The following is a 20835-nucleotide window of genomic DNA, read 5'->3' on the forward strand; positions in this document are numbered from 1 at the left end:
ACCTGGCTTCAGTCAGAAGTCACAGCCTGGATGGGCGAACGTATCGCACAACGTAACCGGGGATGTGACGCATGAATCAGCCCCGTTTTCAAAAAGCCCCTTTCCCTGGCTTGCATCCCTTCCAGGTTTGCGGTTATAGTTTTTCCGCTGTCGCAAAATCGGCAGCCGGGATTGGCGTCCTGTTTAACTCAATGGCGACACCAGACGCGCCATGCGTCTTTTTTTACGTCGTAGCTCAGGCACACCCATTTTTCGGGCTGTGGTGTTTACACCATAGTCTCGCTCAAAAAATGGTAGCCCGGGCGGGGCAGCCTTCGGGCTGGCCGGTATCCATTGAGGCCGGTTACGCCAACCCTGTTCGGGCTACCACCAGTGAAATTGGCGTTTCCAGTGGTAGCAATAACCGCTACTCAATGGAGGTTGCCCTTATGGCTTCGACCCTCGCCCCGACTCACCCGCAGTTCGTCTTTGTTTTTGCCGCCGTTCGTCGCACCGAACGCACCAGCCGTGTTTCCATGCTCCGTACCGTCGCCGGTGACGAGCACACCGCCCGCCTTTCCCTTGTCCGTGATTACATTCTTTCCTTTGCCGCCCGTCTGCCTGTTGCGGAGGTGGCGCATGCATAACGCAACCCTATCTAAAAATGTCTCAGCCCGTCGTGGTAACAAAAATCCGGTCATTGCTCACCTGAGCATCGAGGCATACCACAAACTCAACCGCGCCAGTGCCGTATCGCAGTTTGTCGGCGGTGATTTACAGCATCGGGAAATGAACGGCTTACACCAGCTCTATATTCCGCAGATATTCAGCTATCTGCACGAGGACATCAGTTTTGTGCTGGAGGAATTAAAAGCGAAAGGGCTGTGCCAGGAATTTCTGTCGCAGAGCGGTTTAACTGAAATAAACGACGGGGAATAAACATGTTTGATTTTCCTCAGCCGGGTGAAAAATACCGCACGGATATTTATGCCGCTGTGACGGTGGTGGGCATTCTGGCCGATGGCATTCCATGGGACTTGCCTTACCGCTGCCCGGATATGGTCTGGAACCCGTTCCGCAAGCCTTACACCATCCTTATCCGTATTGAGTCTGACGGGCAGGTGATTGAGATACCGCTCGGGCGCTTTTTGCGGGAATTTACCTGTATTCGTCCTGACGTGTTTAAGCGAAACCCTGAGAACCGTTATACCGTGCTGAAAATAATAACGAATGACCCGGTATTACAAATGTGGCGTAAACGGAATATTGATATTTATCCGGAAGAGAATAAACCGGTTATTAAAAATAGACCGGTGGCGTATTCGTGGCGTGATATTCCCCGCCCTGAGCCGGATAACAGTTACCGCCATTATCTGTAATTAAAAACACTTTAAATATTTTGTGTGCGCCCTGCACAGGGCTTCGCACACCCAAAGGAGACCGAATCATGAATATCAGCCAGCCAGTAACACCGTCAGGAATTAACGCCACCATTACGCTGGATGACCTGCGTTGCCTGGAACATTTATTACGTGTCGGCCAGTTTGCCGGTGATTTGCTGGAGCATCAGGAATGTACAGTACTGAGCCAGCCCCCGGCACAACAAACGCAACTCGCTTCACTGCTGTTTCTGATGACCACCCAGCTCAACGGTGTGGTCGAACGCTGTCATATGAGCTGGATGACTACGGAGAAAAATCAATGAAAAGAATGCCACTTTCACCCGTTCTGCGCACAGCGCTTTACCGTCGCACCGTGGCCTGTGCCTGGCTGAATATCTGCCAGCAACAGCAACGCTTTCCACAGCTCACGCTCGGCGCGGTGGAAGATGCCATTGCCGGTGAGCTGGAGGGATTTTATCTGCGCCAGCACGGACTGGAGAAAGGCCGGGAAATTGCCTGTGCATTACTGGAGGACTTACTGGAAAGCGGCGCACTCAAGACAACACCGGCGCTGTCATTTCTCGGGCTGGCCGTCATGGATGAACTTTGCACCCGCCACTTAACGCAACCGGCGCAGCCGTAAGGAAATAAGCAATGAACATGAAAGTTACCGAAGCCGTGAACGCCGCAAAAGGCCAGTGGCCGCACATCCTCCCGGCGCTGGGCGTGAATGTGGTGCTTAACCGTCATCAGCCGTGCCCGGTCTGCCAGGGTAAAGACCGTTTCCGCTTTGACGATAAAGACGGGCGCGGCACCTGGTACTGTAATCAGTGCGGAGCCGGTGACGGCCTGAGCCTGGTTTCAAAAGCGCTGGCCGTGTCGGTCGCGGAAGCCGCAAGCCAGGTGAACAGCGTGACCGGCAACCTGCCGCCGGTGCCAGCGGATGAAGTCGCCACTACCCCGGACAGTGAGAAAACCATGAAAGATGCGGCGGCACTGGCTACCCGTTTATTTGAGACCAGCCGCACGGCCACCGGTAATGCCTATCTCACCCGCAAAGGGTTAGCACAGCGAGCCTGTCAGGTGCTGACCACCGCACATAAAGTGGCGACCATCACTTACCGCGCCGGTGATGTGCTTGTGCCGCTGCACACCCCGGAGGGGGAACTGGTTAACCTCCAGCTAATCAATTCTGACGGCACCAAACGCACGCTCAAAGGCGGTCAGGTGAAAGGCACCTGCCACACCATCGGGGGGAAAAACACCACCTCAAAACGGCTCTGGTTAGTGGAGGGTTATGCCACCGGCCTGACGGTGAACCAGCTCACCGGCGATACCGTCCTGGTGGCGCTCTCGTCCGTGAACCTCCTTTCTCTGGCAAGCCTTGTCCGGGAACGCCACCCGGCACAGCAGCTCATCATTGCCGCCGACCGTGACCTCAACGGCGACGGGCAGACCAAAGCCGCAGCCGCTGCAAATACCTGTCAAGGCATAGTCGCGCTGCCGCCGGTGTTTGGTGACTGGAATGATGCGTTTATGCAGTACGGGGAAGAAGCTACCCGCAGCGCATTGCAGGAGGTATTAAAGACGCCGGCGGCAAGTCCATTTGAGCAGATGAGCGAGGCCGAATTTACCGCCATGAGTACCAGTGAAAAGGCGATGCGCGTTTCTGAGCATTACGGGCACGCACTGGCGGTTGATCCGAATGGCGAGATTATTTCCCGTTATGAAGCCGGGGCATGGAAGGTGCTGCCGTCCACGCAGTTTGCCCGCGATGTGGCGGCACTGTTCCAGCGTATCGGTGCCGGTTTCTCGTCCGGGAAAATCTCGGCGGTGGTCGATACGCTCAAACTCATTCTTGCGCAGCACGAAGCCCCGGCACGGCGTCTGATTGGTTTTCGCAACGGCGTACTCGATACAACCAGCGGCATTTTCAACCCGCACAGTAAAACGCACTGGCTGCGCACCCTGTGTGATGTGGATTTCACCCCGCCGGTGACCGGTGAAACACTGGAGCGCGATGCACCGCATTTCTGGCAGTGGCTCGACCGTGCCGCAGGACGGAACGCGCAGAAGCGCGACATTATTCTCGCCGCCCTGTTTATGGTGCTGGCGAACCGCTACGACTGGCAGCTTTTTCTCGAAGTGACCGGGCCAGGTGGCAGCGGGAAAAGCATCATGGCCGAAATTGCCACCATGCTCGCCGGGAAAGACAACACCACCTCGGCCACCATCGAGACGCTGGAATCATCCCGTGAACGTGCGGCGGTGATTGGCTACTCACTGATTATTCTCCCTGACCAGGAGAAATGGAGCGGTGACGGTGCGGGGATTAAAGCCATCACCGGCGGCGATGCGGTCTCGGTCGACCCGAAATACCGCGACGCCTACTCGACGCATATCCCGGCGGTGATTCTGGCGGTAAACAATAACCCGATGCGCTTTACCGACCGCAGCGGCGGTGTTTCCCGTCGTCGTGTCATTCTGCATTTCCCGGAGCAAATTGCCCCGGAAGAACGCGACCCGCAGCTCCGGGATAAAATCTCGCGAGAGCTGGCCGTGATTGTACGCCAGCTTATGCAGCAATTTAGCCAGCCTGCCACAGCACGCAACATGCTACAGGCACAGCAGAACTCTGACGAGGCGATTAACATCAAGCGCGATGCTGATCCGGTATTTGATTTTTGCGGCTATCTCGAAGCACTCGAACAGCCAACCGGGATGTATATGGGGAACGCCAATATCGTGCCGCGACAACCCCGTAACTATCTTTACCATGCCTACCTCACTTATATGGAGGCGAACGGCTACAAGAATGTGCTGAGCCTGAAAATGTTCGGGCTGGGGCTGCCGATGATGCTCAAGGAGTATGGAGTGAACTATGAGAAGCGGCACACGAAACAGGGAACACAGACCAACCTGATGCTGGCAGAGGAAAGCAACCCCGACTGGCTACCCAAGTGCGATGACACCCTGGCGATTTAACCCACATAACCGGCGCAAGCCGGTTTTTTTACACCCGAACATGGCTGGGGTGAACAATGGACTGTTCACCCTTCACCGTTTGTTCACCACCTAACATAATGATTTTAAATAATTAAAATGCAGGGTGAACAGAGTGAACAGTTAAACCGAAAAAAAGTTTTTTTCTAAAAAAGACTGTTTGCATCTTCAGATGTTTTTTATTCTTTTACTAAAAGATCCAACCAATCCTGATTATGCAATTTACGCTCGAATTGGCTCACATGCTTTTTGATGTAGATAAGAAGTTCGTCTTTGGTCATCTTTTCAGCAGGTGTGCGATACTGATCGCCGTAGCTATCAAAAAGATAGTAGTACAACCAATCAAGAGAACTGCAAATTCTGGCAAAAAACCGTGGACAGGAATCCCAAAAACGGATTGCAAAGTAATGCAAATAAGCCTCAGCTGTCTGGGCATCATCACAATGGGTAATTTCCCAGAGTTTTATCTTTAGCCAAGTCAAAGCACTTAATTCATGCCCCGGATAGGTTAGGCCAGTATCAAGCATAAACCGATCAAGGTAGTAATTAACCTCATCTACATCTGGTGTTTTATCGAGATTTAACGAAGCAAGGATCAGCAATGATTCGGAACCATTACCTGACATAACTTCTTGTTCTGCCCATTCGGTGATGGCTTTAACGATGTAATCACCCCCACTCGGTTCATGAAACTTTTTGAACTCACTGAGACAGAGCAGTTCGGTCAAAGTGTAATTGTATCCGTGAGATTTCATTCAACTGTCTCTAGTCAAGCTTACGCAATGGGTAGGGAAAACATTAGGTTTCTCTTTATAACCAAGTGGTAGGGACAACTCAACATAAGGGCTTGGCACAACCGAGGGGCTTAATATTTCGTATTAAGGTTGGTGAACAATGGACTGTTCACCCTTCACCGTTTATTCACCACCTAACACAATGATTTTAAATCATAAAATCGCAGGGTGAACAGAGTGAACAGTTAAAGAGAAAAAAAGTTTTTTTCTAAAATTCAGAAGAGATGAACAACGTAAGGTGGCTAAAAAAATAACCACTGAACTCACTGGGGTACGCCATTGGTATACGTTTAGGTATACACATGAAAGTTGAATTAATAAAAATACAATATAAACAACAAACTAAGAGAATTATTCAGATTCCCCCAGCCCACCAAAATCTCCGTCAGTGGTTACCAGAGCCATATGATGAAGTCGAAAGCCCGCTTAACGAAAGTTACGCGGGCTTTTTTGTGTCTGCAATTTGTCCTGGGAAGTCTGAAGCAAACTAATTAAATCCGAACCTTTTAGGCCCATTGTTAGGCCCAACGAAAAGATCTATTGTTTTTGTTGGGCCTAAAGCAGGGAGATCCCCCATTGCGTCAGCAAAATAACGTGCGGCGAGGTTTTCGGGGGCGACCTTCGTATGCTTCCTCTGGCTCGTTGTCGACTGTGGTCGTACTAAACGCCTCGCATTCTTCGTCTTCATGGTCGTCGTGGTTATGGTTCAGTTCCATTGTCAGTCCTGGTGAGTTGCGGGCGAAAAAAGGGTAATACCTGCGGTGAACAGAGCAATGACGACCAGAATATAAATCATGTTAACAGACTGATAAGTAAAGGGGATATATCAGACAGGGCGGGAGTATGGCGATTGTCGCGTTCAGATGCAGCTACCAGTGCCGCCGGTATTCTTCTTCTTCCATCGCTTCCAGACAGTCATCGCAAATCTCTTCGTGCAGGCCATTGAAACACACCAGCAGGTTGCGTTTTTTCTGGCAGTAAGGGCAGGTCCTGTGGCGTAACAGCAGCACTGCGACAAAGACCGTAAACAGCAATCCTGCGAAGATCAGTAAATAAATGAACATGCAAAAACCCCTGTAAATGAATGGATACCATGCTACGGAGGTCACTCGCGAGCGTCCAATAGGCAGTACAGATCAATAATGGCCTATTGATCGTTGTGAGCGATCGTTGGTGTGAAAGCATCAGGGGCTCTTGTGCAAACAACAAAAATCGGCCTCACCCGCGAAGATGAGTCCGGCCAGCATTACTCAGGAGTGATATGGGTTTGAAAAAATTGGAACAGGGATCAGGAACACCTGTGTAGAATTCTAATTTTAAACAGTTGTAGTAAATTACGAATAATTGCTTACATCATTATCGAATTCTTGATTCAGGAGAAAATGACGAGTATCAGGAGCATAGATATACGGCATATTTACTTGATGATAATTATTTGGATATCCACATAGATGTATGTGAGTTAGGGTGTTCATTTCCTTGTGAATTGCATTTCAACTGATTACAAGTGAGATAACATCGGGCCAGGCCAGAAAGGATAATAATCCATACGTGTTTGAATTTTTTAAACCATAATATCAGCGACAGTTATTTACGAATAAATCATAAAAGAACCCGCTCGCGAAGCGGGTTTTCCAATTTTTAGTTACCTACAACACTATATCGCACGTAGTCGTGAATTTTTTGATCGCTTTTTTGGCAAATGAAACAGAGCCAGATCCTGAAGAAACCTGATTCCCATTCTTATCAATAACGCCCACTAAAAAATCTGAAGTTGAAGACTGGCTACTGAGTTGTTTTAGTAATGTTTTTATCTTGTCAGTTTCTTTACTTGTGAGCTGAATCTCACTGGCGTTACGACGTGACAAAACAGTATCAAAGGTTATCAGACTATTATCGTAAGTCTTAACCAGCGCCTTATAAGGCAAAGGTGTGCTAATGACAGTAGTGGGATCTATTTCCACACGGTTTAACGATAATTTGCTGTTGGTACAATCAAAAATAAGATACTGATGACTATTTGCAATCTCTCCAATCATCATGGCTTTCTTACCTGAAGTGAAAATATCCTCTTCAGTCGTAGTTTTCCAGGATGCCTGAGCATAAGGGAGGTACGCGATATTGATAGCTGCTACAATGTATATCACATTCTTAAACATAACATGGCTCCACTAAATATTGCATATTAAGGATTTTCATAGGAATCCGTTTGATTAATATGGCTTTATTCATTCAGTGAATGTAATAATGTTGTTGCATGTAATTTAATTATTAAATGGGTTTAAATTGCCACCTTGCTTTTAGAATTCAAAGTTAATAATGGCGCAGCTAAATTTTCTATCTGAATCGCCACCGATAACCTAGACATTTCCGAGCCGGTGATAATATTGGTTTTCATATTCTGTCGGTGATATCCGATCGCTCGAACCATGCCGACGCTTCCTGTTATAAAACATTTCGATGTAATCAAAAATATCGCTGCGCTTCTTCCCGCGTGCCGTAGATCTTTTTCTTTATCAGCTCGCGATTCAGTAGTTGGAAAAAGATTTCTGCAACCACGTATGGTGACTGTTACCGCAACGGCTCATGCTACGGCCTGATCGGAACGTGCAATCCCAAGGGTATCGATCCGGAGGCTTATCTGCGTCATACCCTGAGCGGGCTACCGGTATAGGTTAAATTCAAACTCCCCCAGCCCACTAAAATCTCCGTCAGTGGTTACCAGAGCCATATGATGAAGTCGAAAGCCCGCTTAATGAAAGTTACGCGGGCCTTTTTGTGTCTGCGATTTGTACCGGCCCCATAAAAAAGCCACCAGCAAATGCCAGTGGCCATCAATAAACTCAGGCTCAATTAACGATGGTTGAACTTAACTCCCCCGGTAAGTTGAGTAACCGTATTGACTCAACAACAAAGGGATATGGAGTTTTTGATTCGTCTTTGTGACGTTGAAAATCACGGGAACAGATGGGAAGAATGTTTCCTGATTATTTGCTTTGAAATAATCCCCCACTTTAAAGGTCACTTTATAGATGCCAGGTTCCATATCACCAGCGTCCGGGAAAAGTGATTTGATTCTGCCGCCGGTATCCGTTTTCGAAGTCGCGAGATGCTTCCACGAAGAATTCTCTTGTTTGTCCAACTCGACGACTACGCCTTGCGAAGGTAAACCAGTCTGTTGGTTGAGAATATGGACACTGAGCGTTCCTTCGGGTGCTGCAAGTACGCTGAAGCTGATCAAAGAGAGAATAGAAGCCGCTAAAATTTTCATCGCGTTAACCTGTTGTGAATTTGTTAACGGATTATATGAACCTATACGCATAATAAAATTAAACTTTTTGTTATATGTTTGCATCTTGCAGCCTGCGACTGGCGCTGCTTCTTTGCAATTCCTGCAACGCAGAAACATTCTTTGGAAAACAACTCGCATTCCGTCTATTAGCGGGTTGGTTAACATCTTCTATTTACGATATAGTCGCCACAGCTGCGGCAAAATCCGCAGCCGGGATTTGCACCCCGCCAGAAACTACAAGGATTACTCAGTGTTCGCATTGAGTGTCAATGCCTCTGCACACCCGTTCAATGGTGACTCAGGCAGGGCAGCTTTCGGGCTGGCCGGTGTCCTTGTAGGCCGGTAGTGCAAACCCTGTCTGGGTTACCACCAAGAGATTTGCACCTCTGGTGGTAGCTGTTATCACTACAAGGAGATGTAAATGACACTTTCACACAGCCCCACTTTCCTGCCCTTCCAGGACTGGCACCCAGCCGACATCATCGCCGCACTGCGTAAAAAAGGCACCTCACTGGCAGCGGAATCCCGCGCCGCAGGTTTAAGTTCATCAACGCTCGCCAACGCCCTGACACGCCCATGGGCAAAAGGGGAACTGCTAATAAGCAAAGCGATTGGTGTGCCCGCCGAAACCATCTGGCCGAGCCGCTATTTTGACCCACAGACCCACGCGCCTGTCGCAAGGCTAATGCGCACACGTCATCCGAAATAAACCATTAGCGCCATCCGCCAGGCTATTGCGAGCGGGTGGCGCAACGCTCCACACAAAAAACGTCCCCCAAACCGTTTTCCCCCTCTCTCAATTCAGTTACAATCAATCATTGACTGTATAAATAAACAGGTTAATTACAATGAATCTGGCTTTGAATGGCGAAAAGATCGGTCGTAATCAGTTTACCGGCGCGAAAATTGAGAACAGCACTTTCTTTAACTGTGACTTTTCAGGCACGGACCTGACCGGTACCGAGTTTATTGGCTGCCAGTTTTATGACAGAGAAAGCCAGCAAGGTGGCAATTTTAGCCGGGCAATCCTGAAAGATGCGGCCTTCAAAAGCTGTGATTTATCGATGGCAGATTTCAGAAACGCCAGCGCACTGGGTATTGAAATCCGCGAGTGTCGGGCGCAGGGCGCGGACTTTCGCGGCGCAAGTTTTATGAATATGATCACAACTCGCAGCTGGTTTTGCAGTGCCTATATCACCAAAACCAACTTGAGCTACGCCAACTTTTCAAAGGTGGTGCTTGAGAAGTGCGAACTATGGGAAAACCGCTGGAATGGCGCTCAGATACTCGGCGCGACATTTAGCGGTTCCGATCTCTCCGGCGGTGAATTTTCTTCATTTGACTGGCGTGCGGCCAATTTTACCCATTGCGATTTGACCAATTCAGAACTGGGCGACCTGGACGTGCGAGGCACCGATTTACAAGGCGTTAAGCTGGATAATTATCAGGTAATCCAGATAATGGATCGCCTGGGGATCACAATTATCGGCTAGGTTCATTTCATGGCACCTGTTCAATTAAATGCTCACCTGCGGACAAGCAATAAAATACATATAGTTACGGTATTCCTACCGATGCGGCCTGAAAATCTCCCACATTTTCTCGTATCCTCAACGGTGCTATTGGTACGAAAAGCGTCAGAAATAAGGTATAAAGCGGCATGAAAATCCCAAATAGAATCCAACCGCTGGTTGATGACGGGCTGATAGACGATGTTCTTCAGCGCCTGAAAAGCGGTAAAGAAGCTGACGTTTACACTGTTTTATGCGGTGACAAAATCCAATGCGCCAAAGTGTACAAAGAAGCGACGCAACGTAGCTTTAAGCAGGCGGTGCAATACCAGGAAGGGCGTAAAGTCCGGAATAGCCGTAATGCTCGTGCTATGCAAAAAGGCTCGAAGTTCGGCCGCAAGCAGCAGGAAGAAACCTGGCAAACGGCAGAGGTTGAGGCGTTGTTCCGTCTGGCAAATGCGGGGGTTCGCGTGCCGCAGCCCTACCTGTGTATCGACGGTGTGTTGTTGATGGAGTTGGTCACCGATGCTGACGGCGCAGTCGCACCACGTCTGAGCGACGTCACCCTCGACGAAGAAACCGCGATTGCAGATTTCAACACCATGATCGGCAATATCGTACGCATGTTGTGCGCAGGTCTGGTGCATGGTGATTTATCGGAGTTTAACGTGCTGCTCGATGCCGACGGCCCGGTCATTATCGACTTGCCACAAGCCGTTGACGCCGCCGCCAATAACCACGCCGAGTCCATGTTTGAACGCGATGTGAATAACATCACCGAATACTATGGCCAGTTCGCCCCGCAATTATTGAAAACGCGATATGCGAAAGAGATTTGGGCGTTATATGAAGATGGAAAGCTCACGCCAGAAACGGTGTTAACCGGCCTCTTCGTTGAAGAACAACATGACGTGGATATGGATTCTCTGATGGATGAAATCATCACAGCAGAAGATGAATATTACGACCGTCAGCGAGCAGCCAAAGAGCGCGATCAGCAATACGAATAATGAAATTGAAAGCCCGCCTGGTGAAAATCAGGTGGGCTTTTTTGTGTCTGATAGGCGCTTAATTTACAGCGCAGTGCTTATGCTTTGCCGGTGATCGTATTAATATTTTTGATATACATGATCAGAACCATTCCCGCAGCCAGAAGATGCCAGAGATATTCACCATCGCTTGCGCCGGACAGTGTCTGGCTAAACAACATCACGCTGGTAACAAATAATGAAGCTACAGCACTCTTCATCAACCATGTACGGGCTTTGGCATCCGTCAAAAACTCCAGTTTCAAAATAGAAACAATAATGAAGATGAAAGGAAGGCACTGAAGAATAATTAAGACCGGGAAAAGTGCATCAAACAGCGGACTTAATACAACATGACCCACCTGGCTCTTGTCCCAGGTTCCAACGATATACTCCTTCCAGCCTGACCAGGTATCCCCATGGTAAGCCGTTTCTGGCGACATCAGTCCATTGAAAATACCGCAAACCTTATCAATGAATCCGTTTTTAAACCAAAAGATACCAAGAAAAATTTGTATCGGGATAATGTGAAAAGAGATTTTTTTAAACATATTGATGACATCCTCGCAATACAGTTAGATAGCCGTTAAAGTAACCACGGGATACATTTATAAAATAAAAATGCATCAACTTAGGGATTTATCCTGAATATTAATCATACGCCCACTAAAATATTAAATACATTCTCTGAAATAGACAAAAATGGACATAGCGTTAAAAACACAATAGACAAAAAAGTGCACAATGTGTGTCGTTAGTAAAGCATTAGCTATGCGTGCAGGCTGACCAGTGCAAATTAATACTCCACATAATGAAAGGTGCGTTACTGCTGTTGATTAAATAAACGTTCACCTTCCAGTTATATTTTGTTGCACTTCGCCTTAAAACAATACACCTGTCTTAATATTGTTTCTTTTGTGCAGCACATTGTTTCAGATAAATTCTTTGGGAATTATAGTTGTTAGTTTTTTGTTTTTATTATTCTCAACCATTTCAGTATTGCGAAAAGCATATAACCTATTTGAATAAGCTATTCGAGGAGTCATTTAGCTCACTTGCATCAAAAAATAATTAGGAATATACCTCCCGGCAATGTTCACCAGTCAGCCATTAAACCAAGTGAGAGTAAAATGCGATACACCCATCTTTCCGGGCAATCCCTGCTAAGTAACACGACCTTTAATAAGGGAAGCGCATTTAGTGATAGTGAACGTAATGAATTTAATTTACATGGGCTTATCCCGACCATTGTAGAAACTATAGGCGAGCAAAGCGATCGGATACGTTTCCAGCTAAATAACTTCATTACTGATGAAGACAAACATGTTTTTTTGCGTAACCTGCAAGATACAAATGAGGTTCTTTTTTATCATTACATCACATCTAACATTGAGGCTTCGCTGCCGTTAATTTATACCCCGACGGTGGGCTATGCCTGCCAACACTTTTCAGAGATATGGCGTAAAAACCGGGGTGTCTTTATCGCCTGGGAGGACCGCAACAATATTGAGAGCATCCTGCGAAATGTCCTGAGCGATGATATTAAGATCATTGTCGTGACCGATGGTGAGCGCATTCTTGGGCTGGGTGACCAGGGAATCGGCGGGATGGGCATTCCTATCGGAAAATTGTCTCTGTACACCGCATGCGGCGGCATCGCGCCACACCAGTGTCTCCCTATCATGTTAGATGTGGGCACCAATAATAAAGAGTTATTAAACAATCCATTGTATATGGGGGCTCGTCACTCACGCGTTTCAGAAGCAGAATATTTTGAGTTTATTGATATTGTGGTTTCTGCAATTGAACGTCGTTGGCCTGGCGTTTTGTTGCAGTTTGAAGATTTTGCACTGCAACACGCCACACCATTGCTCAAAGAATATCAGGATAAATTATGTTGTTTTAATGATGATATCCAGGGAACAGCGGCCGTCGCATTAGGCTCTATTCTCGCGGCTTGCCTGCATAATAAGACATCACTTTCTGATCAACGTATTATGTTCGTGGGAGCGGGATCCGCAGGTTGTGGTATTGCCGAACTCATTGTTTCTGCGCTTAAAGCTGATGGAATCGATGAGGACGTTGCCAGAAGCCATATATTCCTTGTCGACAAAGATGGCCTGGTATTAAAAGATACACCTGCATTAACTGATTTCCAGTATCGACTCGCTCATGCTAGAGAAACCTTGCCGTTTTCGCCTGATGGCAAAAATATCGCGGCGCTGATTAATTGCATTCAACCATCGATATTAATTGGGGTATCAGGTGTACCCGGTCTGTTTACGGAGGAAGTGGTTAAATCGATGCATTCTTGCGCTTCCACGCCGATTATTTTCCCCCTATCGAACCCAACATCCCGCGTGGAAGCGTTACCTGAGGATATTATTGAGTGGACCGAAGGTAATGTAATCATTGCTACGGGAAGCCCATTCGCGCCGGTCATGTACAAAGGCCATCGTCACATTATTTCCCAGTGCAATAACTCTTATATCTTCCCTGGCCTTGGATTGGGAGTTTTGCTGTCAAATGCTAAACGTGTGACCGAAAATATGTTCCTGGCCGCCAGTAAAGTCCTTGCGCTCTCATCACCTTTACTCAAAGACCCACATGGCGCGCTGTTACCTGAACTGACCAATATCCATGAAATATCTAAGAAAATTGCCATTGCCGTTGCACTTGCCGGGGCAGAAGATAGTGTAGCAACAAGAATGATGGAATCTGAATTAGAAGATAAGCTAGAGGATATGTTCTGGAAACCCGAATATCAGAATTACAGACGTATTTCGTTCTGATAGATTAGAAAAACTAAAACCGGAAATGTTCTCTGATTTCCGGTTTTTTATTATCCGTAGTTTTAATCATACAAAATCGCATCCGGTGGTGGAGGTGCGGCTTCATAGCGTGAAGGTGAAACACCAAATAACTGGCGGAATGCGTAGGTATAAGCCGATGTACTGCCATATCCCAGCATTAATGCAATTTCGGTCACGCTGCGCGACTGGCGTAATAAAATAATGGAATGAAGCAAACGATGCCGTTGTTTCCAGTTGCTGAACGTTATGCCCGTTTCTTTGATGAAATGTCGTGAAAAGGTGCGTGGCGACATCCCCACTTTCTCAGCCCAGTCTTCCATTAAATGCGGTAAATCTGGTGATTCACTGATTATCTGGCACATTTCCAGCAGTGCCGGTGCCGTAGGCCAGGTCATGGCAAAGCCTGCGGCCGGGAGATCGTTTAGCACATCGATCAATGTGGAAACCAGCCGCCCTTCTTTGCCATCGGCATCATAAAATTCAGGGATAGTATGCGTAGCATGGTGGATGAAGCTGCGGGCAAAATCAGAGACTGTCACTAACTTCAGTTCGGCTTTAAATCCCGTGGACGCGTAATAGTCAGGGTCAATATCCAGGTTTTCCAGCATCACTTCACTGGCGGTTTGCACCCTATGAGGCATAAAAGCCGGTATCCACAACCCGTAGCAGGCCGGAATGATGTACGAATTATTCTCCACGGAAATGTATAAGGAGCCTTCACGCGCATAGTGGAACTGAATGAAAGGGTGAGAATGAAGCTCGGATTGCACATTCTCAGCTAGCATAAACGAACGGAAGAAAACGGGACGAGCAAGTTTAGCCCCTTCAGCATCGCCTTCGTAGCGGAACGAGTGCAGTATCTTTTTTGCTTTAACCATCTATCCCACCTAAATTGACGCTTGATCGACACAACTTGGCATCCCTTCATGATACACAAACCGTGTTTGCTGCGATAATTAATTCATAAGCCCAGCAGATTAATGACCCTATTTAAATAACGATTAACCCAATCAACACTCGGATATATTTAAATCGAGCGGGATAGCTATTTTCAAAATAAAAGAACAACTTGAGTTATCAATACTTTCTTAACAATGAATTGTGGATTAATAAAAAAACCGGCCCCCGTTAATGAGCCGTCCTTTTTATCGCATATCACTACATCATTTGCGTTTCGCTTTCAAACTGACTTTTGCCATTGCGCTTTCTTTGGCTATTGGTTTTGGATTTGATTTGGATATGCCGCGCTGGGCGGTAGTGACTGCAATTATTATTACCACCGCTCCGGCGTTTATTGCAGGCGGCGAACCCTTCACTGGAGCGCTGCGCCATCGTGGATTATTACGTTTTGCAGGAACAATAATCGGCTGCTCATCCGCGCTGATTATCGTCTGGGTGTTTATCTGGTCTCCGCTCACAATGTTAATAATAGGCGCGGTATGGGCTGGAGTTTGCTGTTATGCCGCCACCGTAATACGCATCGAAAACTCTTACGCGTTGGGGCTTGCAGGCATCACCGCACTAACCATTGTCAGCGCCATTTATCTGCGCCCGGAAATGGGGCAATTCTGGCATGGTTCCGCGTCTCAGAAGTCTTGAGTGCGAATTACCCCAGGACGAAGATTTATCTCTGATTCATGAGCGCCTGCGTGAAGCCGCACAGCTCATATTGAAGGCGGAAGATGAACCGGCGCGGCGCCTGCATATCGAGCGCCTGAAAAAGGATATTTGTATTTACCGCGACAAACTTTATGTCCATGGCATCGCCACTGAAATTGTGGAAAACGTGGAACGCCTGGCCGCCCTTTTAACGAAATATAAACGAGTTCTGATAGTCGAGTAGAAAACTGACTTAGGCTTTTACTGAGGATGAGATATGAGTGTTGAAGTTGAAAATGCACCTGTTGTACATAAAGACAACTGGTATCGGATTGCAGAAGATCTTGTAAATCAGGCTGATGTCCGTTTTAACGGCAATCGCCGCTGGGATATTCAAGTCAACAATCCTGACTTTTATAAACGAGTTTTGCAGGAAGGTTCTATCGGCCTGGGTGAATCCTACATGGAAGGTTGGTGGGAATGCGCTGCGCTGGATGTGTTATTCGAGAAAATCCTTCGTGCAAAACTAGATGAGAAAGCTCCAAAAAACTTCAGGGATTTAGCTCGCATCGCCGGGATGCGTTTGTTTAATTTACAGACGCGTAAACGTGCCTGGATTGTCGGCAAAGAGCATTACGATATCGGCAACGATCTGTTCGCTAAAATGCTCGATCCGTATATGCAGTATTCATGCGGTTACTGGAAAGAAGCCGCTAACTTACGCCAGGCTCAAGAAGCCAAATTAAAAATGTTATGCGAAAAATTGCAGCTTCAACCCGGCATGAAACTGCTGGATATTGGCTGCGGTTGGGGCGGTCTGGCGGAGTATGCCGCCGAACATTACAACGTCCATGTGACTGGCGTGACCATCTCGGAAGAACAGCAGAAAATGGCCCAGAACCGTTGCACCTGGCTGGATGTCTCCATCAAGCTGATGGATTATCGCGACCTCGACAGTCATTTTGACCGCATCGTTTCCGTCGGCATGTTCGAGCATGTCGGGCCAAAAAATTACGATACCTATTTTGAAGTGGTGAACCGTTGCCTTAAACCGGACGGAATGTTCCTACTGCACACCATCGGAGCAAATAAATCAAATACCAATGTCGATCCGTGGATTAACAAATATATTTTCCCTAACGGATGTCTGCCTTCGGTAAAACAAATCGCCAGTGCATCTGAGCCATATTTTGTCGTCGAAGACTGGCACAATATCGGCTCAGATTACGACCTGACATTAATGGCGTGGCACCAGCGTTTTAATAGTTTCTGGCCAGAGATTCAGGATAATTATTCCGAGTCCTTTAAACGCATGTTCAATTATTACCTGATGACATGCGCAGGTGCTTTCCGTGCGCGTGATATTCAGCTCTGGCAAGTCTTATTTAGCCGCGGCGTCGAAGGCGGCATGTACGTTTATCGCTGAAATTTTCATTATCCAGACTGAATCACTACGTTATTAATTTAAGGATCTTCGTATGTCACAACAATTATTCACTTCAGAATCTGTTTCTGAAGGGCATCCCGACAAAATAGCCGACCAAATTTCTGATGCCATTCTCGATGCGATTATTGAACAAGACCCCAAAGCACGCGTGGCCTGCGAAACGCTGGTAAAAACGGGCATGGTTTTAGTTGGTGGGGAAATTACCACCGACACGTGGGTGGATATAGAAGAGATTGTGCGTCGCACGATTCACGACATCGGCTATAACAGCTCAGAAATGGGTTTTGATGCCAACACGTGTGCGGTTTTAAGTGCGATTGGCAAACAGTCTCCTGATATTAATCGTGGCGTAGATCGTGACAATGAAGCGAATCAAGGCGCGGGTGATCAAGGACTTATGTTTGGATATGCGTCCAACGAAACAGATGCGTTAATGCCCGCACCTATCACCTTTGCTCACCGTTTAATGGCACGTCAGGCGCAAGTGCGCAAAAACGGTTTATTGCCATGGTTACGCCCTGATGCGAAAAGCCAGGTCACCTTTGCTTATGAGAACGGCAAAATAATCGGTATTGATACCGTGGTTATTTCCACGCAACACAATGAAGCCGTCACTCAGCAAATTCTGCGTGAAGGCGTGATGGAAGAGATCATCAAGCCTGTTTTGCCGCCTGAGTGGCTAACGCGTAATACCAAATATTTTATCAATCCAACCGGTCGATTTGTCATTGGTGGGCCAATGGGTGACTGCGGGCTGACGGGTCGCAAAATTATTGTTGATACTTACGGTGGTATGGCGCGCCACGGCGGCGGTGCATTTTCCGGTAAAGATCCTTCAAAAGTGGATCGTTCAGCCGCGTATGTTGCCCGCTACGTCGCCAAAAATATTGTTGCCGCAGGCTTAGCTGACCGCTGTGAAATTCAGATTTCTTACGCCATTGGTGTTGCAGAGCCGACTTCTATCATGGTGGAAACCTTCGGTACCGGGAAACTGGATAATGAAAAACTCATTATGCTTATTCGCGAGTTTTTCGATCTTCGCCCACATGGGTTAATTCGCTCGTTGAATTTGCTGCAACCGATATATCAGCAAACCGCGGCCTACGGCCATTTTGGACGCGATATTTTTAGCTGGGAACAGACCGATAAAGCGGACCTGCTGTGCCGTTTCCTTTGAATATTCCAGCGCTATACGATCAGAATTTTCGCTAGTTTATTTGCTGCCACGTCAAAATCGGGGGATTATCTGCGCGTGTAAGGTTACTGAGTGGCAGCAAGGAGCAGCATGACTATTGAGAGTATTTCCCCGGCACAAGCCAGGATTCTGGTCGCGCAAGGTGCCGCGCTGATTGATATCCGTGAACGTGATGAATATGCCCGTGAGAATATTGAGCAGGCCCATTTGCTGTCGCTTTCCGCGATTGAAAATGGCGACCGTCTCGGCCCATTCGATCCCTTCGATACCGTCATTTTTCACTGTCAGTCTGGGGCGCGAACTGCGCAGAACGCGCAAAAGCTGGTTGATGCCGTGGCTCCGGCAAAAGTCTTTCTGCTCGAGGGAGGTCTGAATGCCTGGAAAAAAGACGGGCAGGAAATACATGCAGATAAATCACAACCCCTGCCGTTAATGCGTCAGGTGCAAATCGCCGCAGGGTCACTGGTGCTGGCGGGTGTGATACTCGGCTTTAGCATTCATCAGGGGTTCTTTTTACTTTCCGGTTTTGTTGGTGCGGGATTGCTGTTTGCAGGGATAAGTGGCTTTTGCGGTATGGCTCGCTTATTGGAAAAAATGCCCTGGAATCAGCGTTAATTCGACTGCTTTGGACTATGGTTAACCATATATCTCTCCATCAAAATGAGGTTGGCTATGTCTAAAACAAGTGTGTTTAAAGCAGGCGATTTGGTGCAACCGAAAAAAGGCGGCCCGAAATACGAAGTTCTGGATGTTCAGGGAGATATGCTGTTCTGCACGCCCAGAAGTATTTTGACCGGTGAAACCGTCACACTAAAAGCTGAAGACGTTGCGCTGTATAAAGAAGACGGTGATTTCGGTGTTTGCTAGCCATGAATGATACAGGCGGGCCAGGTTTCCCGCCTGAAATCCTGGCTGGATATGCAACAACGCTATCCGCCATTTTTGTCGGATGACGCTACGCTTTTCCGACCTACAAAATCATTTCCCCCTTCCTCGTTCTTCAAGAAAAGTAACCATCTGAATTTCAACAATAAAAAATAAGCGAAACGACAAAATCAGGAAACACTGCCTGTAATGTCTCATTTAGCGCATTTTATCGACCAAATGCGATTAAATAAAAATTTATCGCTAATTGCCTGTTTACTTGCAGAGATATAACCTACTCACGATCAACAACCTAACCATTCACACTGTAATTAACATGTTAATTCAGTGTTTATCGCTACTTTCCGTTCGGAGCCAGAATAATGTTTTCTCCTGAGTCACGCTTGCGCCATGCCGTCGCTGATACTTTCGCGATGGTAGTGTATTGCTCGGTTGTGAACATGATGATTGAGATATTTCTCTCAGGCATGAGCTTTGAACAGTCACTCTCTTCGCGTCTGGTCGCCATTCCAGTCAATATTTTGATTGCCTGGCCGTATGGCTTTTATCGCGATGCATTTATGCGTTTCACCAAACGCTACAGCAACGCAAGCTGGGCGAAGAATCTCGCCGATGTGTTGGCTTACATTACGTTTCAGTCACCCGTTTATGTCGTCATTCTGTGGTCGGTGGGTGCGGACTGGAACCAAATCGTCGCAGCGGTCAGCTCGAATATTGTGGTTTCAATGCTGATGGGTGCGGCTTACGGCTATTTTCTCGATTATTGCCGCCGCTTATTCCGCATCAGTGGTTATCGGAATGCAAAAGCGGGAGTTTGATATTTAGCAGTATGGAGGCGTGGCTCACCACAACGCCTCTTCCAATTAGTGCTCGCCAAACAAGCCTGAAAGATAACGCTCCAGCGCAATGCGTGAGCTAAAACCATGTGGAATGCCGTAATGTTGGTGCGTTTCACCCGCCAGATAGAGCGGAAATTGCTGGTAATGGTCGCAGGTTTTCACGTCCGTCGCGGGATCTGCCAGGGTCTGGCTTCGTTCTTTTAATGTTGGATGAATAATCAGAGCAGTGCGCCCCATGCGCGCTTCGCGATTGACATAAACATAGTTTTCGCCACGGCGATAGCCGTAGGTTTTGGGTGTCACGATATCCATGGTAAAACCGGCTTTTTCAAGAACGCGGGCCACCTCATCAGGTCGTAAATACATAATTTTTCCTCGTCATCTTCTATTGCAGCGCAACCTTACAATAACCAGCATTAGCAACGCTTTCAGATTAGTCCATAAAGACCAGATAAGAGCGTGAACCCAGTCATTACTAAAAATTATGGTCTACACTGAAAAGTACATCGCAAAAAGGAGAAAACAATGTTTAACCGAGTAAATCGAAATGATGTAGATGAAGGTGTTGACGATATCAACCATGACGTGAACCAACTGGCCGATACGCTGGAAGAGGTTCTTAAATCATTCGGTAGCGATGTTAAAGAGGAAGGGGAAGCCGCTCGCAAAAAAGCGGAGTCTCTGTTGAAAGAGACGCGCGCTCGCCTTCAGGGTCGCACTCGAGTCAAACAGGCCGCCTGCGACGCGGTCGGTTGCGCAGACACCTATGTCCGCGATAAACCGTGGCAGAGCGTGGGTATTAGCGCCGCTGTCGGTATTTTCATCGGCGCTCTGTTAGCGTCGCGTCGATAGTCAGTTTGACGGTTACAGAGTCACTTCGGCTTTCATAAAGTGTAGTGATAATAAATATGCGTCTGACCCCGGAATTAATTCCGGGGTTTTTAGTTTTGTAGGGCGGATAAGCGTTTTCAGGAAATGGCTTCACGCAGTTGTTTCGCGGCTTTCAGCGCCATGGCCTGCGACGTCAGATTAGTAAAACTCATCAATATTCCCCCTTCCCCGTTTGAA

General features: G+C 47.5%; 26 protein-coding genes and 3 pseudogenes. 20 read left to right on the top strand and 9 right to left on the bottom strand.

From position 1 onward, the window contains the following. Positions 1-71: 71 nt before the first annotated feature. From GBAG_RS15555 to GBAG_RS15580, 6 genes are all read left to right on the top strand, one after another. Positions 72-626: a host cell division inhibitor Icd-like protein gene (locus GBAG_RS15555; RefSeq protein ID WP_034497831.1), complete on the top strand. Its 555-nt coding sequence runs from the start codon at positions 72-74 to the stop codon at positions 624-626. After that, complete coding sequence (locus GBAG_RS15560) at positions 619-918, top strand: derepression protein (RefSeq protein ID WP_034497833.1); 300 nt, start codon at positions 619-621, stop codon at positions 916-918. The genes GBAG_RS15555 and GBAG_RS15560 overlap by 8 nt, the downstream gene beginning before the upstream one ends. A gap of 2 nt (positions 919-920) precedes the next feature. After that, a complete protein-coding gene (locus tag GBAG_RS15565) occupies positions 921-1358 on the top strand; it encodes a hypothetical protein (protein ID WP_034497835.1) in 438 nt (145 codons plus the stop codon). Positions 1359-1426: 68 nt separating this feature from the next. Next, positions 1427-1684 (top strand): hypothetical protein, encoded by a 258-nt coding sequence (locus GBAG_RS15570; RefSeq protein ID WP_051873732.1) that lies wholly within the window; start codon positions 1427-1429, stop codon positions 1682-1684. After that, positions 1681-2004 (top strand): DUF5375 family protein, encoded by a 324-nt coding sequence (locus GBAG_RS15575; protein ID WP_034497837.1) that lies wholly within the window; start codon positions 1681-1683, stop codon positions 2002-2004. The genes GBAG_RS15570 and GBAG_RS15575 overlap by 4 nt, the downstream gene beginning before the upstream one ends. Before the next feature lie 11 nt (positions 2005-2015). Beyond that, positions 2016-4346, top strand: a complete 2331-nt coding sequence (locus GBAG_RS15580) for a primase-like DNA-binding domain-containing protein (protein WP_034497838.1) — start codon at positions 2016-2018, stop codon at positions 4344-4346. A gap of 197 nt (positions 4347-4543) precedes the next feature. Here GBAG_RS15580 and GBAG_RS15585 read toward each other — a convergent pair whose 3' ends face one another. Further along, a complete protein-coding gene (locus GBAG_RS15585) occupies positions 4544-5092 on the bottom strand; it encodes a hypothetical protein (RefSeq protein ID WP_156104901.1) in 549 nt (182 codons plus the stop codon). A gap of 368 nt (positions 5093-5460) precedes the next feature. Here GBAG_RS15585 and GBAG_RS22935 point away from each other — a divergent pair, with 368 nt between their 5' ends. After that, positions 5461-5649 carry a hypothetical protein gene (locus tag GBAG_RS22935; RefSeq protein WP_034497840.1) on the top strand — a complete coding sequence of 63 codons (189 nt, stop codon included), beginning with the start codon at positions 5461-5463 and terminating at the stop codon, positions 5647-5649. A gap of 378 nt (positions 5650-6027) precedes the next feature. Here GBAG_RS22935 and GBAG_RS15600 read toward each other — a convergent pair whose 3' ends face one another. The 3 genes and pseudogenes from GBAG_RS15600 to GBAG_RS22290 form a co-directional block, all read right to left on the bottom strand. After that, a complete protein-coding gene (locus GBAG_RS15600; RefSeq protein ID WP_034497844.1) occupies positions 6028-6222 on the bottom strand; it encodes a hypothetical protein in 195 nt (64 codons plus the stop codon). Between the two features lie 585 nt (positions 6223-6807). Then, positions 6808-7317 (bottom strand): hypothetical protein, encoded by a 510-nt coding sequence (locus GBAG_RS15605; protein ID WP_034497846.1) that lies wholly within the window; start codon positions 7315-7317, stop codon positions 6808-6810. A 201-nt stretch (positions 7318-7518) separates the two neighbouring features. Then, a pseudogene (locus GBAG_RS22290) lies at positions 7519-7749 on the bottom strand (IS3 family transposase); the annotation flags it as partial. Here GBAG_RS22290 and GBAG_RS22940 point away from each other — a divergent pair. Further along, a pseudogene (locus GBAG_RS22940) lies at positions 7734-7832 on the top strand (transposase domain-containing protein); the annotation flags it as partial. The pseudogenes GBAG_RS22290 and GBAG_RS22940 sit on opposite strands and share 16 nt — an antisense overlap. A 195-nt stretch (positions 7833-8027) precedes the next feature. On the opposite strand, the gene uraH reads toward GBAG_RS22940, so the two are convergent. Then, positions 8028-8429 (bottom strand): hydroxyisourate hydrolase, encoded by a 402-nt coding sequence (uraH, locus tag GBAG_RS15610; protein ID WP_034497874.1) that lies wholly within the window; start codon positions 8427-8429, stop codon positions 8028-8030. Positions 8430-8871: 442 nt separating this feature from the next. On the opposite strand from uraH, the gene GBAG_RS15615 reads away from it, so the two are divergent. The 3 genes from GBAG_RS15615 to GBAG_RS15625 all read left to right on the top strand — a co-directional run bounded on the left by GBAG_RS15615 (position 8872) and on the right by GBAG_RS15625 (position 10971). Next, positions 8872-9159, top strand: coding sequence for a helix-turn-helix domain-containing protein (locus GBAG_RS15615; RefSeq protein WP_034497848.1), 288 nt, complete (start codon positions 8872-8874; stop codon positions 9157-9159). A 139-nt stretch (positions 9160-9298) separates the two neighbouring features. Continuing rightward, positions 9299-9943, top strand: a complete 645-nt coding sequence (locus tag GBAG_RS15620; RefSeq protein WP_034497850.1) for a Qnr family pentapeptide repeat protein — start codon at positions 9299-9301, stop codon at positions 9941-9943. Positions 9944-10110: 167 nt separating this feature from the next. Beyond that, positions 10111-10971: a PA4780 family RIO1-like protein kinase gene (locus GBAG_RS15625; protein WP_034497852.1), complete on the top strand. Its 861-nt coding sequence runs from the start codon at positions 10111-10113 to the stop codon at positions 10969-10971. Positions 10972-11048: 77 nt separating this feature from the next. Here GBAG_RS15625 and GBAG_RS15630 read toward each other — a convergent pair whose 3' ends face one another. Continuing rightward, complete coding sequence (locus GBAG_RS15630) at positions 11049-11540, bottom strand: hypothetical protein (protein ID WP_034497854.1); 492 nt, start codon at positions 11538-11540, stop codon at positions 11049-11051. A gap of 579 nt (positions 11541-12119) precedes the next feature. On the opposite strand from GBAG_RS15630, the gene GBAG_RS15635 reads away from it, so the two are divergent. Continuing rightward, on the top strand, positions 12120-13781 hold the full coding sequence (locus tag GBAG_RS15635; RefSeq protein WP_034497856.1) for an NAD-dependent malic enzyme: 1662 nt from the start codon (positions 12120-12122) through the stop codon (positions 13779-13781). A 62-nt stretch (positions 13782-13843) separates the two neighbouring features. On the opposite strand, the gene GBAG_RS15640 is transcribed toward GBAG_RS15635, so the two are convergent. Next, positions 13844-14680 (bottom strand): helix-turn-helix transcriptional regulator, encoded by an 837-nt coding sequence (locus tag GBAG_RS15640; RefSeq protein ID WP_051873734.1) that lies wholly within the window; start codon positions 14678-14680, stop codon positions 13844-13846. A gap of 253 nt (positions 14681-14933) precedes the next feature. Between GBAG_RS15640 and GBAG_RS15645 the strand changes: the two genes are divergently transcribed. From GBAG_RS15645 to alaE, 7 genes are all read left to right on the top strand, one after another. Further along, positions 14934-15401 (top strand): FUSC family protein, encoded by a 468-nt coding sequence (locus GBAG_RS15645; protein ID WP_034497858.1) that lies wholly within the window; start codon positions 14934-14936, stop codon positions 15399-15401. After that, positions 15376-15645: a hypothetical protein gene (locus tag GBAG_RS15650; RefSeq protein WP_034497860.1), complete on the top strand. Its 270-nt coding sequence runs from the start codon at positions 15376-15378 to the stop codon at positions 15643-15645. The genes GBAG_RS15645 and GBAG_RS15650 overlap by 26 nt, the downstream gene beginning before the upstream one ends. 33 nt (positions 15646-15678) lie before the next feature. Then, positions 15679-16827: a cyclopropane fatty acyl phospholipid synthase gene (gene cfa / locus GBAG_RS15655; protein WP_051873735.1), complete on the top strand. Its 1149-nt coding sequence runs from the start codon at positions 15679-15681 to the stop codon at positions 16825-16827. Between the two features lie 52 nt (positions 16828-16879). Beyond that, entirely contained in the window at positions 16880-18025 is a 1146-nt protein-coding gene (gene metK / locus GBAG_RS15660; protein ID WP_034497862.1) for a methionine adenosyltransferase, read from the top strand. Between the two features lie 108 nt (positions 18026-18133). Continuing rightward, positions 18134-18658 (top strand): rhodanese family protein, encoded by a 525-nt coding sequence (locus GBAG_RS15665; RefSeq protein WP_034497863.1) that lies wholly within the window; start codon positions 18134-18136, stop codon positions 18656-18658. Positions 18659-18730: 72 nt separating this feature from the next. Further along, complete coding sequence (locus tag GBAG_RS15670; protein ID WP_034497878.1) at positions 18731-18910, top strand: hypothetical protein; 180 nt, start codon at positions 18731-18733, stop codon at positions 18908-18910. Between the two features lie 380 nt (positions 18911-19290). Continuing rightward, entirely contained in the window at positions 19291-19746 is a 456-nt protein-coding gene (alaE, locus tag GBAG_RS15675; protein WP_034497865.1) for an L-alanine exporter AlaE, read from the top strand. 45 nt (positions 19747-19791) lie between these two features. Here the strand turns inward: alaE and GBAG_RS15680 are convergent, their stop codons facing one another. Further along, positions 19792-20133 (bottom strand): DUF2002 family protein, encoded by a 342-nt coding sequence (locus GBAG_RS15680; RefSeq protein WP_034497867.1) that lies wholly within the window; start codon positions 20131-20133, stop codon positions 19792-19794. 159 nt (positions 20134-20292) lie between these two features. Here GBAG_RS15680 and GBAG_RS15685 point away from each other — a divergent pair, with 159 nt between their 5' ends. Continuing rightward, complete coding sequence (locus tag GBAG_RS15685) at positions 20293-20619, top strand: ElaB/YgaM/YqjD family protein (RefSeq protein WP_034497868.1); 327 nt, start codon at positions 20293-20295, stop codon at positions 20617-20619. Between the two features lie 116 nt (positions 20620-20735). Here the strand turns inward: GBAG_RS15685 and GBAG_RS23205 are convergent. Next, positions 20736-20835 (bottom strand): annotated as a pseudogene (locus tag GBAG_RS23205) (PLP-dependent aminotransferase family protein); the annotation flags it as partial.

The organism is Buttiauxella agrestis ATCC 33320, from assembly GCF_000735355.1.
In the GTDB taxonomy this organism is placed as follows: Bacteria; Pseudomonadota; Gammaproteobacteria; order Enterobacterales; family Enterobacteriaceae; genus Buttiauxella; species Buttiauxella agrestis.

What these genes read in the sequence shown, in the direction of transcription:
- GBAG_RS15555 (WP_034497831.1), top strand. Translation starts at nt 72, where the DNA reads ATGAATCAGCCCCGTTTTCAAAAAGCCCCTTTCCCTGGCTTGCATCCC.
- GBAG_RS15560 (WP_034497833.1), top strand. Translation starts at nt 619, where the DNA reads ATGCATAACGCAACCCTATCTAAAAATGTCTCAGCCCGTCGTGGTAAC.
- GBAG_RS15565 (WP_034497835.1), top strand. Translation starts at nt 921, where the DNA reads ATGTTTGATTTTCCTCAGCCGGGTGAAAAATACCGCACGGATATTTAT.
- GBAG_RS15570 (WP_051873732.1), top strand. Translation starts at nt 1,427, where the DNA reads ATGAATATCAGCCAGCCAGTAACACCGTCAGGAATTAACGCCACCATT.
- GBAG_RS15575 (WP_034497837.1), top strand. Translation starts at nt 1,681, where the DNA reads ATGAAAAGAATGCCACTTTCACCCGTTCTGCGCACAGCGCTTTACCGT.
- GBAG_RS15580 (WP_034497838.1), top strand. Translation starts at nt 2,016, where the DNA reads ATGAACATGAAAGTTACCGAAGCCGTGAACGCCGCAAAAGGCCAGTGG.
- GBAG_RS22935 (WP_034497840.1), top strand. Translation starts at nt 5,461, where the DNA reads ATGAAAGTTGAATTAATAAAAATACAATATAAACAACAAACTAAGAGA.
- GBAG_RS15600 (WP_034497844.1), bottom strand. Translation starts at nt 6,222, where the DNA reads ATGTTCATTTATTTACTGATCTTCGCAGGATTGCTGTTTACGGTCTTT.
- GBAG_RS15605 (WP_034497846.1), bottom strand. Translation starts at nt 7,317, where the DNA reads ATGTTTAAGAATGTGATATACATTGTAGCAGCTATCAATATCGCGTAC.
- uraH (WP_034497874.1), bottom strand. Translation starts at nt 8,429, where the DNA reads ATGAAAATTTTAGCGGCTTCTATTCTCTCTTTGATCAGCTTCAGCGTA.
- GBAG_RS15615 (WP_034497848.1), top strand. Translation starts at nt 8,872, where the DNA reads ATGACACTTTCACACAGCCCCACTTTCCTGCCCTTCCAGGACTGGCAC.
- GBAG_RS15620 (WP_034497850.1), top strand. Translation starts at nt 9,299, where the DNA reads ATGAATCTGGCTTTGAATGGCGAAAAGATCGGTCGTAATCAGTTTACC.
- GBAG_RS15625 (WP_034497852.1), top strand. Translation starts at nt 10,111, where the DNA reads ATGAAAATCCCAAATAGAATCCAACCGCTGGTTGATGACGGGCTGATA.
- GBAG_RS15630 (WP_034497854.1), bottom strand. Translation starts at nt 11,540, where the DNA reads ATGTTTAAAAAAATCTCTTTTCACATTATCCCGATACAAATTTTTCTT.
- GBAG_RS15635 (WP_034497856.1), top strand. Translation starts at nt 12,120, where the DNA reads ATGCGATACACCCATCTTTCCGGGCAATCCCTGCTAAGTAACACGACC.
- GBAG_RS15640 (WP_051873734.1), bottom strand. Translation starts at nt 14,680, where the DNA reads ATGGTTAAAGCAAAAAAGATACTGCACTCGTTCCGCTACGAAGGCGAT.
- GBAG_RS15645 (WP_034497858.1), top strand. Translation starts at nt 14,934, where the DNA reads ATGAGCCGTCCTTTTTATCGCATATCACTACATCATTTGCGTTTCGCT.
- GBAG_RS15650 (WP_034497860.1), top strand. Translation starts at nt 15,376, where the DNA reads ATGGTTCCGCGTCTCAGAAGTCTTGAGTGCGAATTACCCCAGGACGAA.
- cfa (WP_051873735.1), top strand. Translation starts at nt 15,679, where the DNA reads ATGAGTGTTGAAGTTGAAAATGCACCTGTTGTACATAAAGACAACTGG.
- metK (WP_034497862.1), top strand. Translation starts at nt 16,880, where the DNA reads ATGTCACAACAATTATTCACTTCAGAATCTGTTTCTGAAGGGCATCCC.
- GBAG_RS15665 (WP_034497863.1), top strand. Translation starts at nt 18,134, where the DNA reads ATGACTATTGAGAGTATTTCCCCGGCACAAGCCAGGATTCTGGTCGCG.
- alaE (WP_034497865.1), top strand. Translation starts at nt 19,291, where the DNA reads ATGTTTTCTCCTGAGTCACGCTTGCGCCATGCCGTCGCTGATACTTTC.
- GBAG_RS15680 (WP_034497867.1), bottom strand. Translation starts at nt 20,133, where the DNA reads ATGTATTTACGACCTGATGAGGTGGCCCGCGTTCTTGAAAAAGCCGGT.
- GBAG_RS15685 (WP_034497868.1), top strand. Translation starts at nt 20,293, where the DNA reads ATGTTTAACCGAGTAAATCGAAATGATGTAGATGAAGGTGTTGACGAT.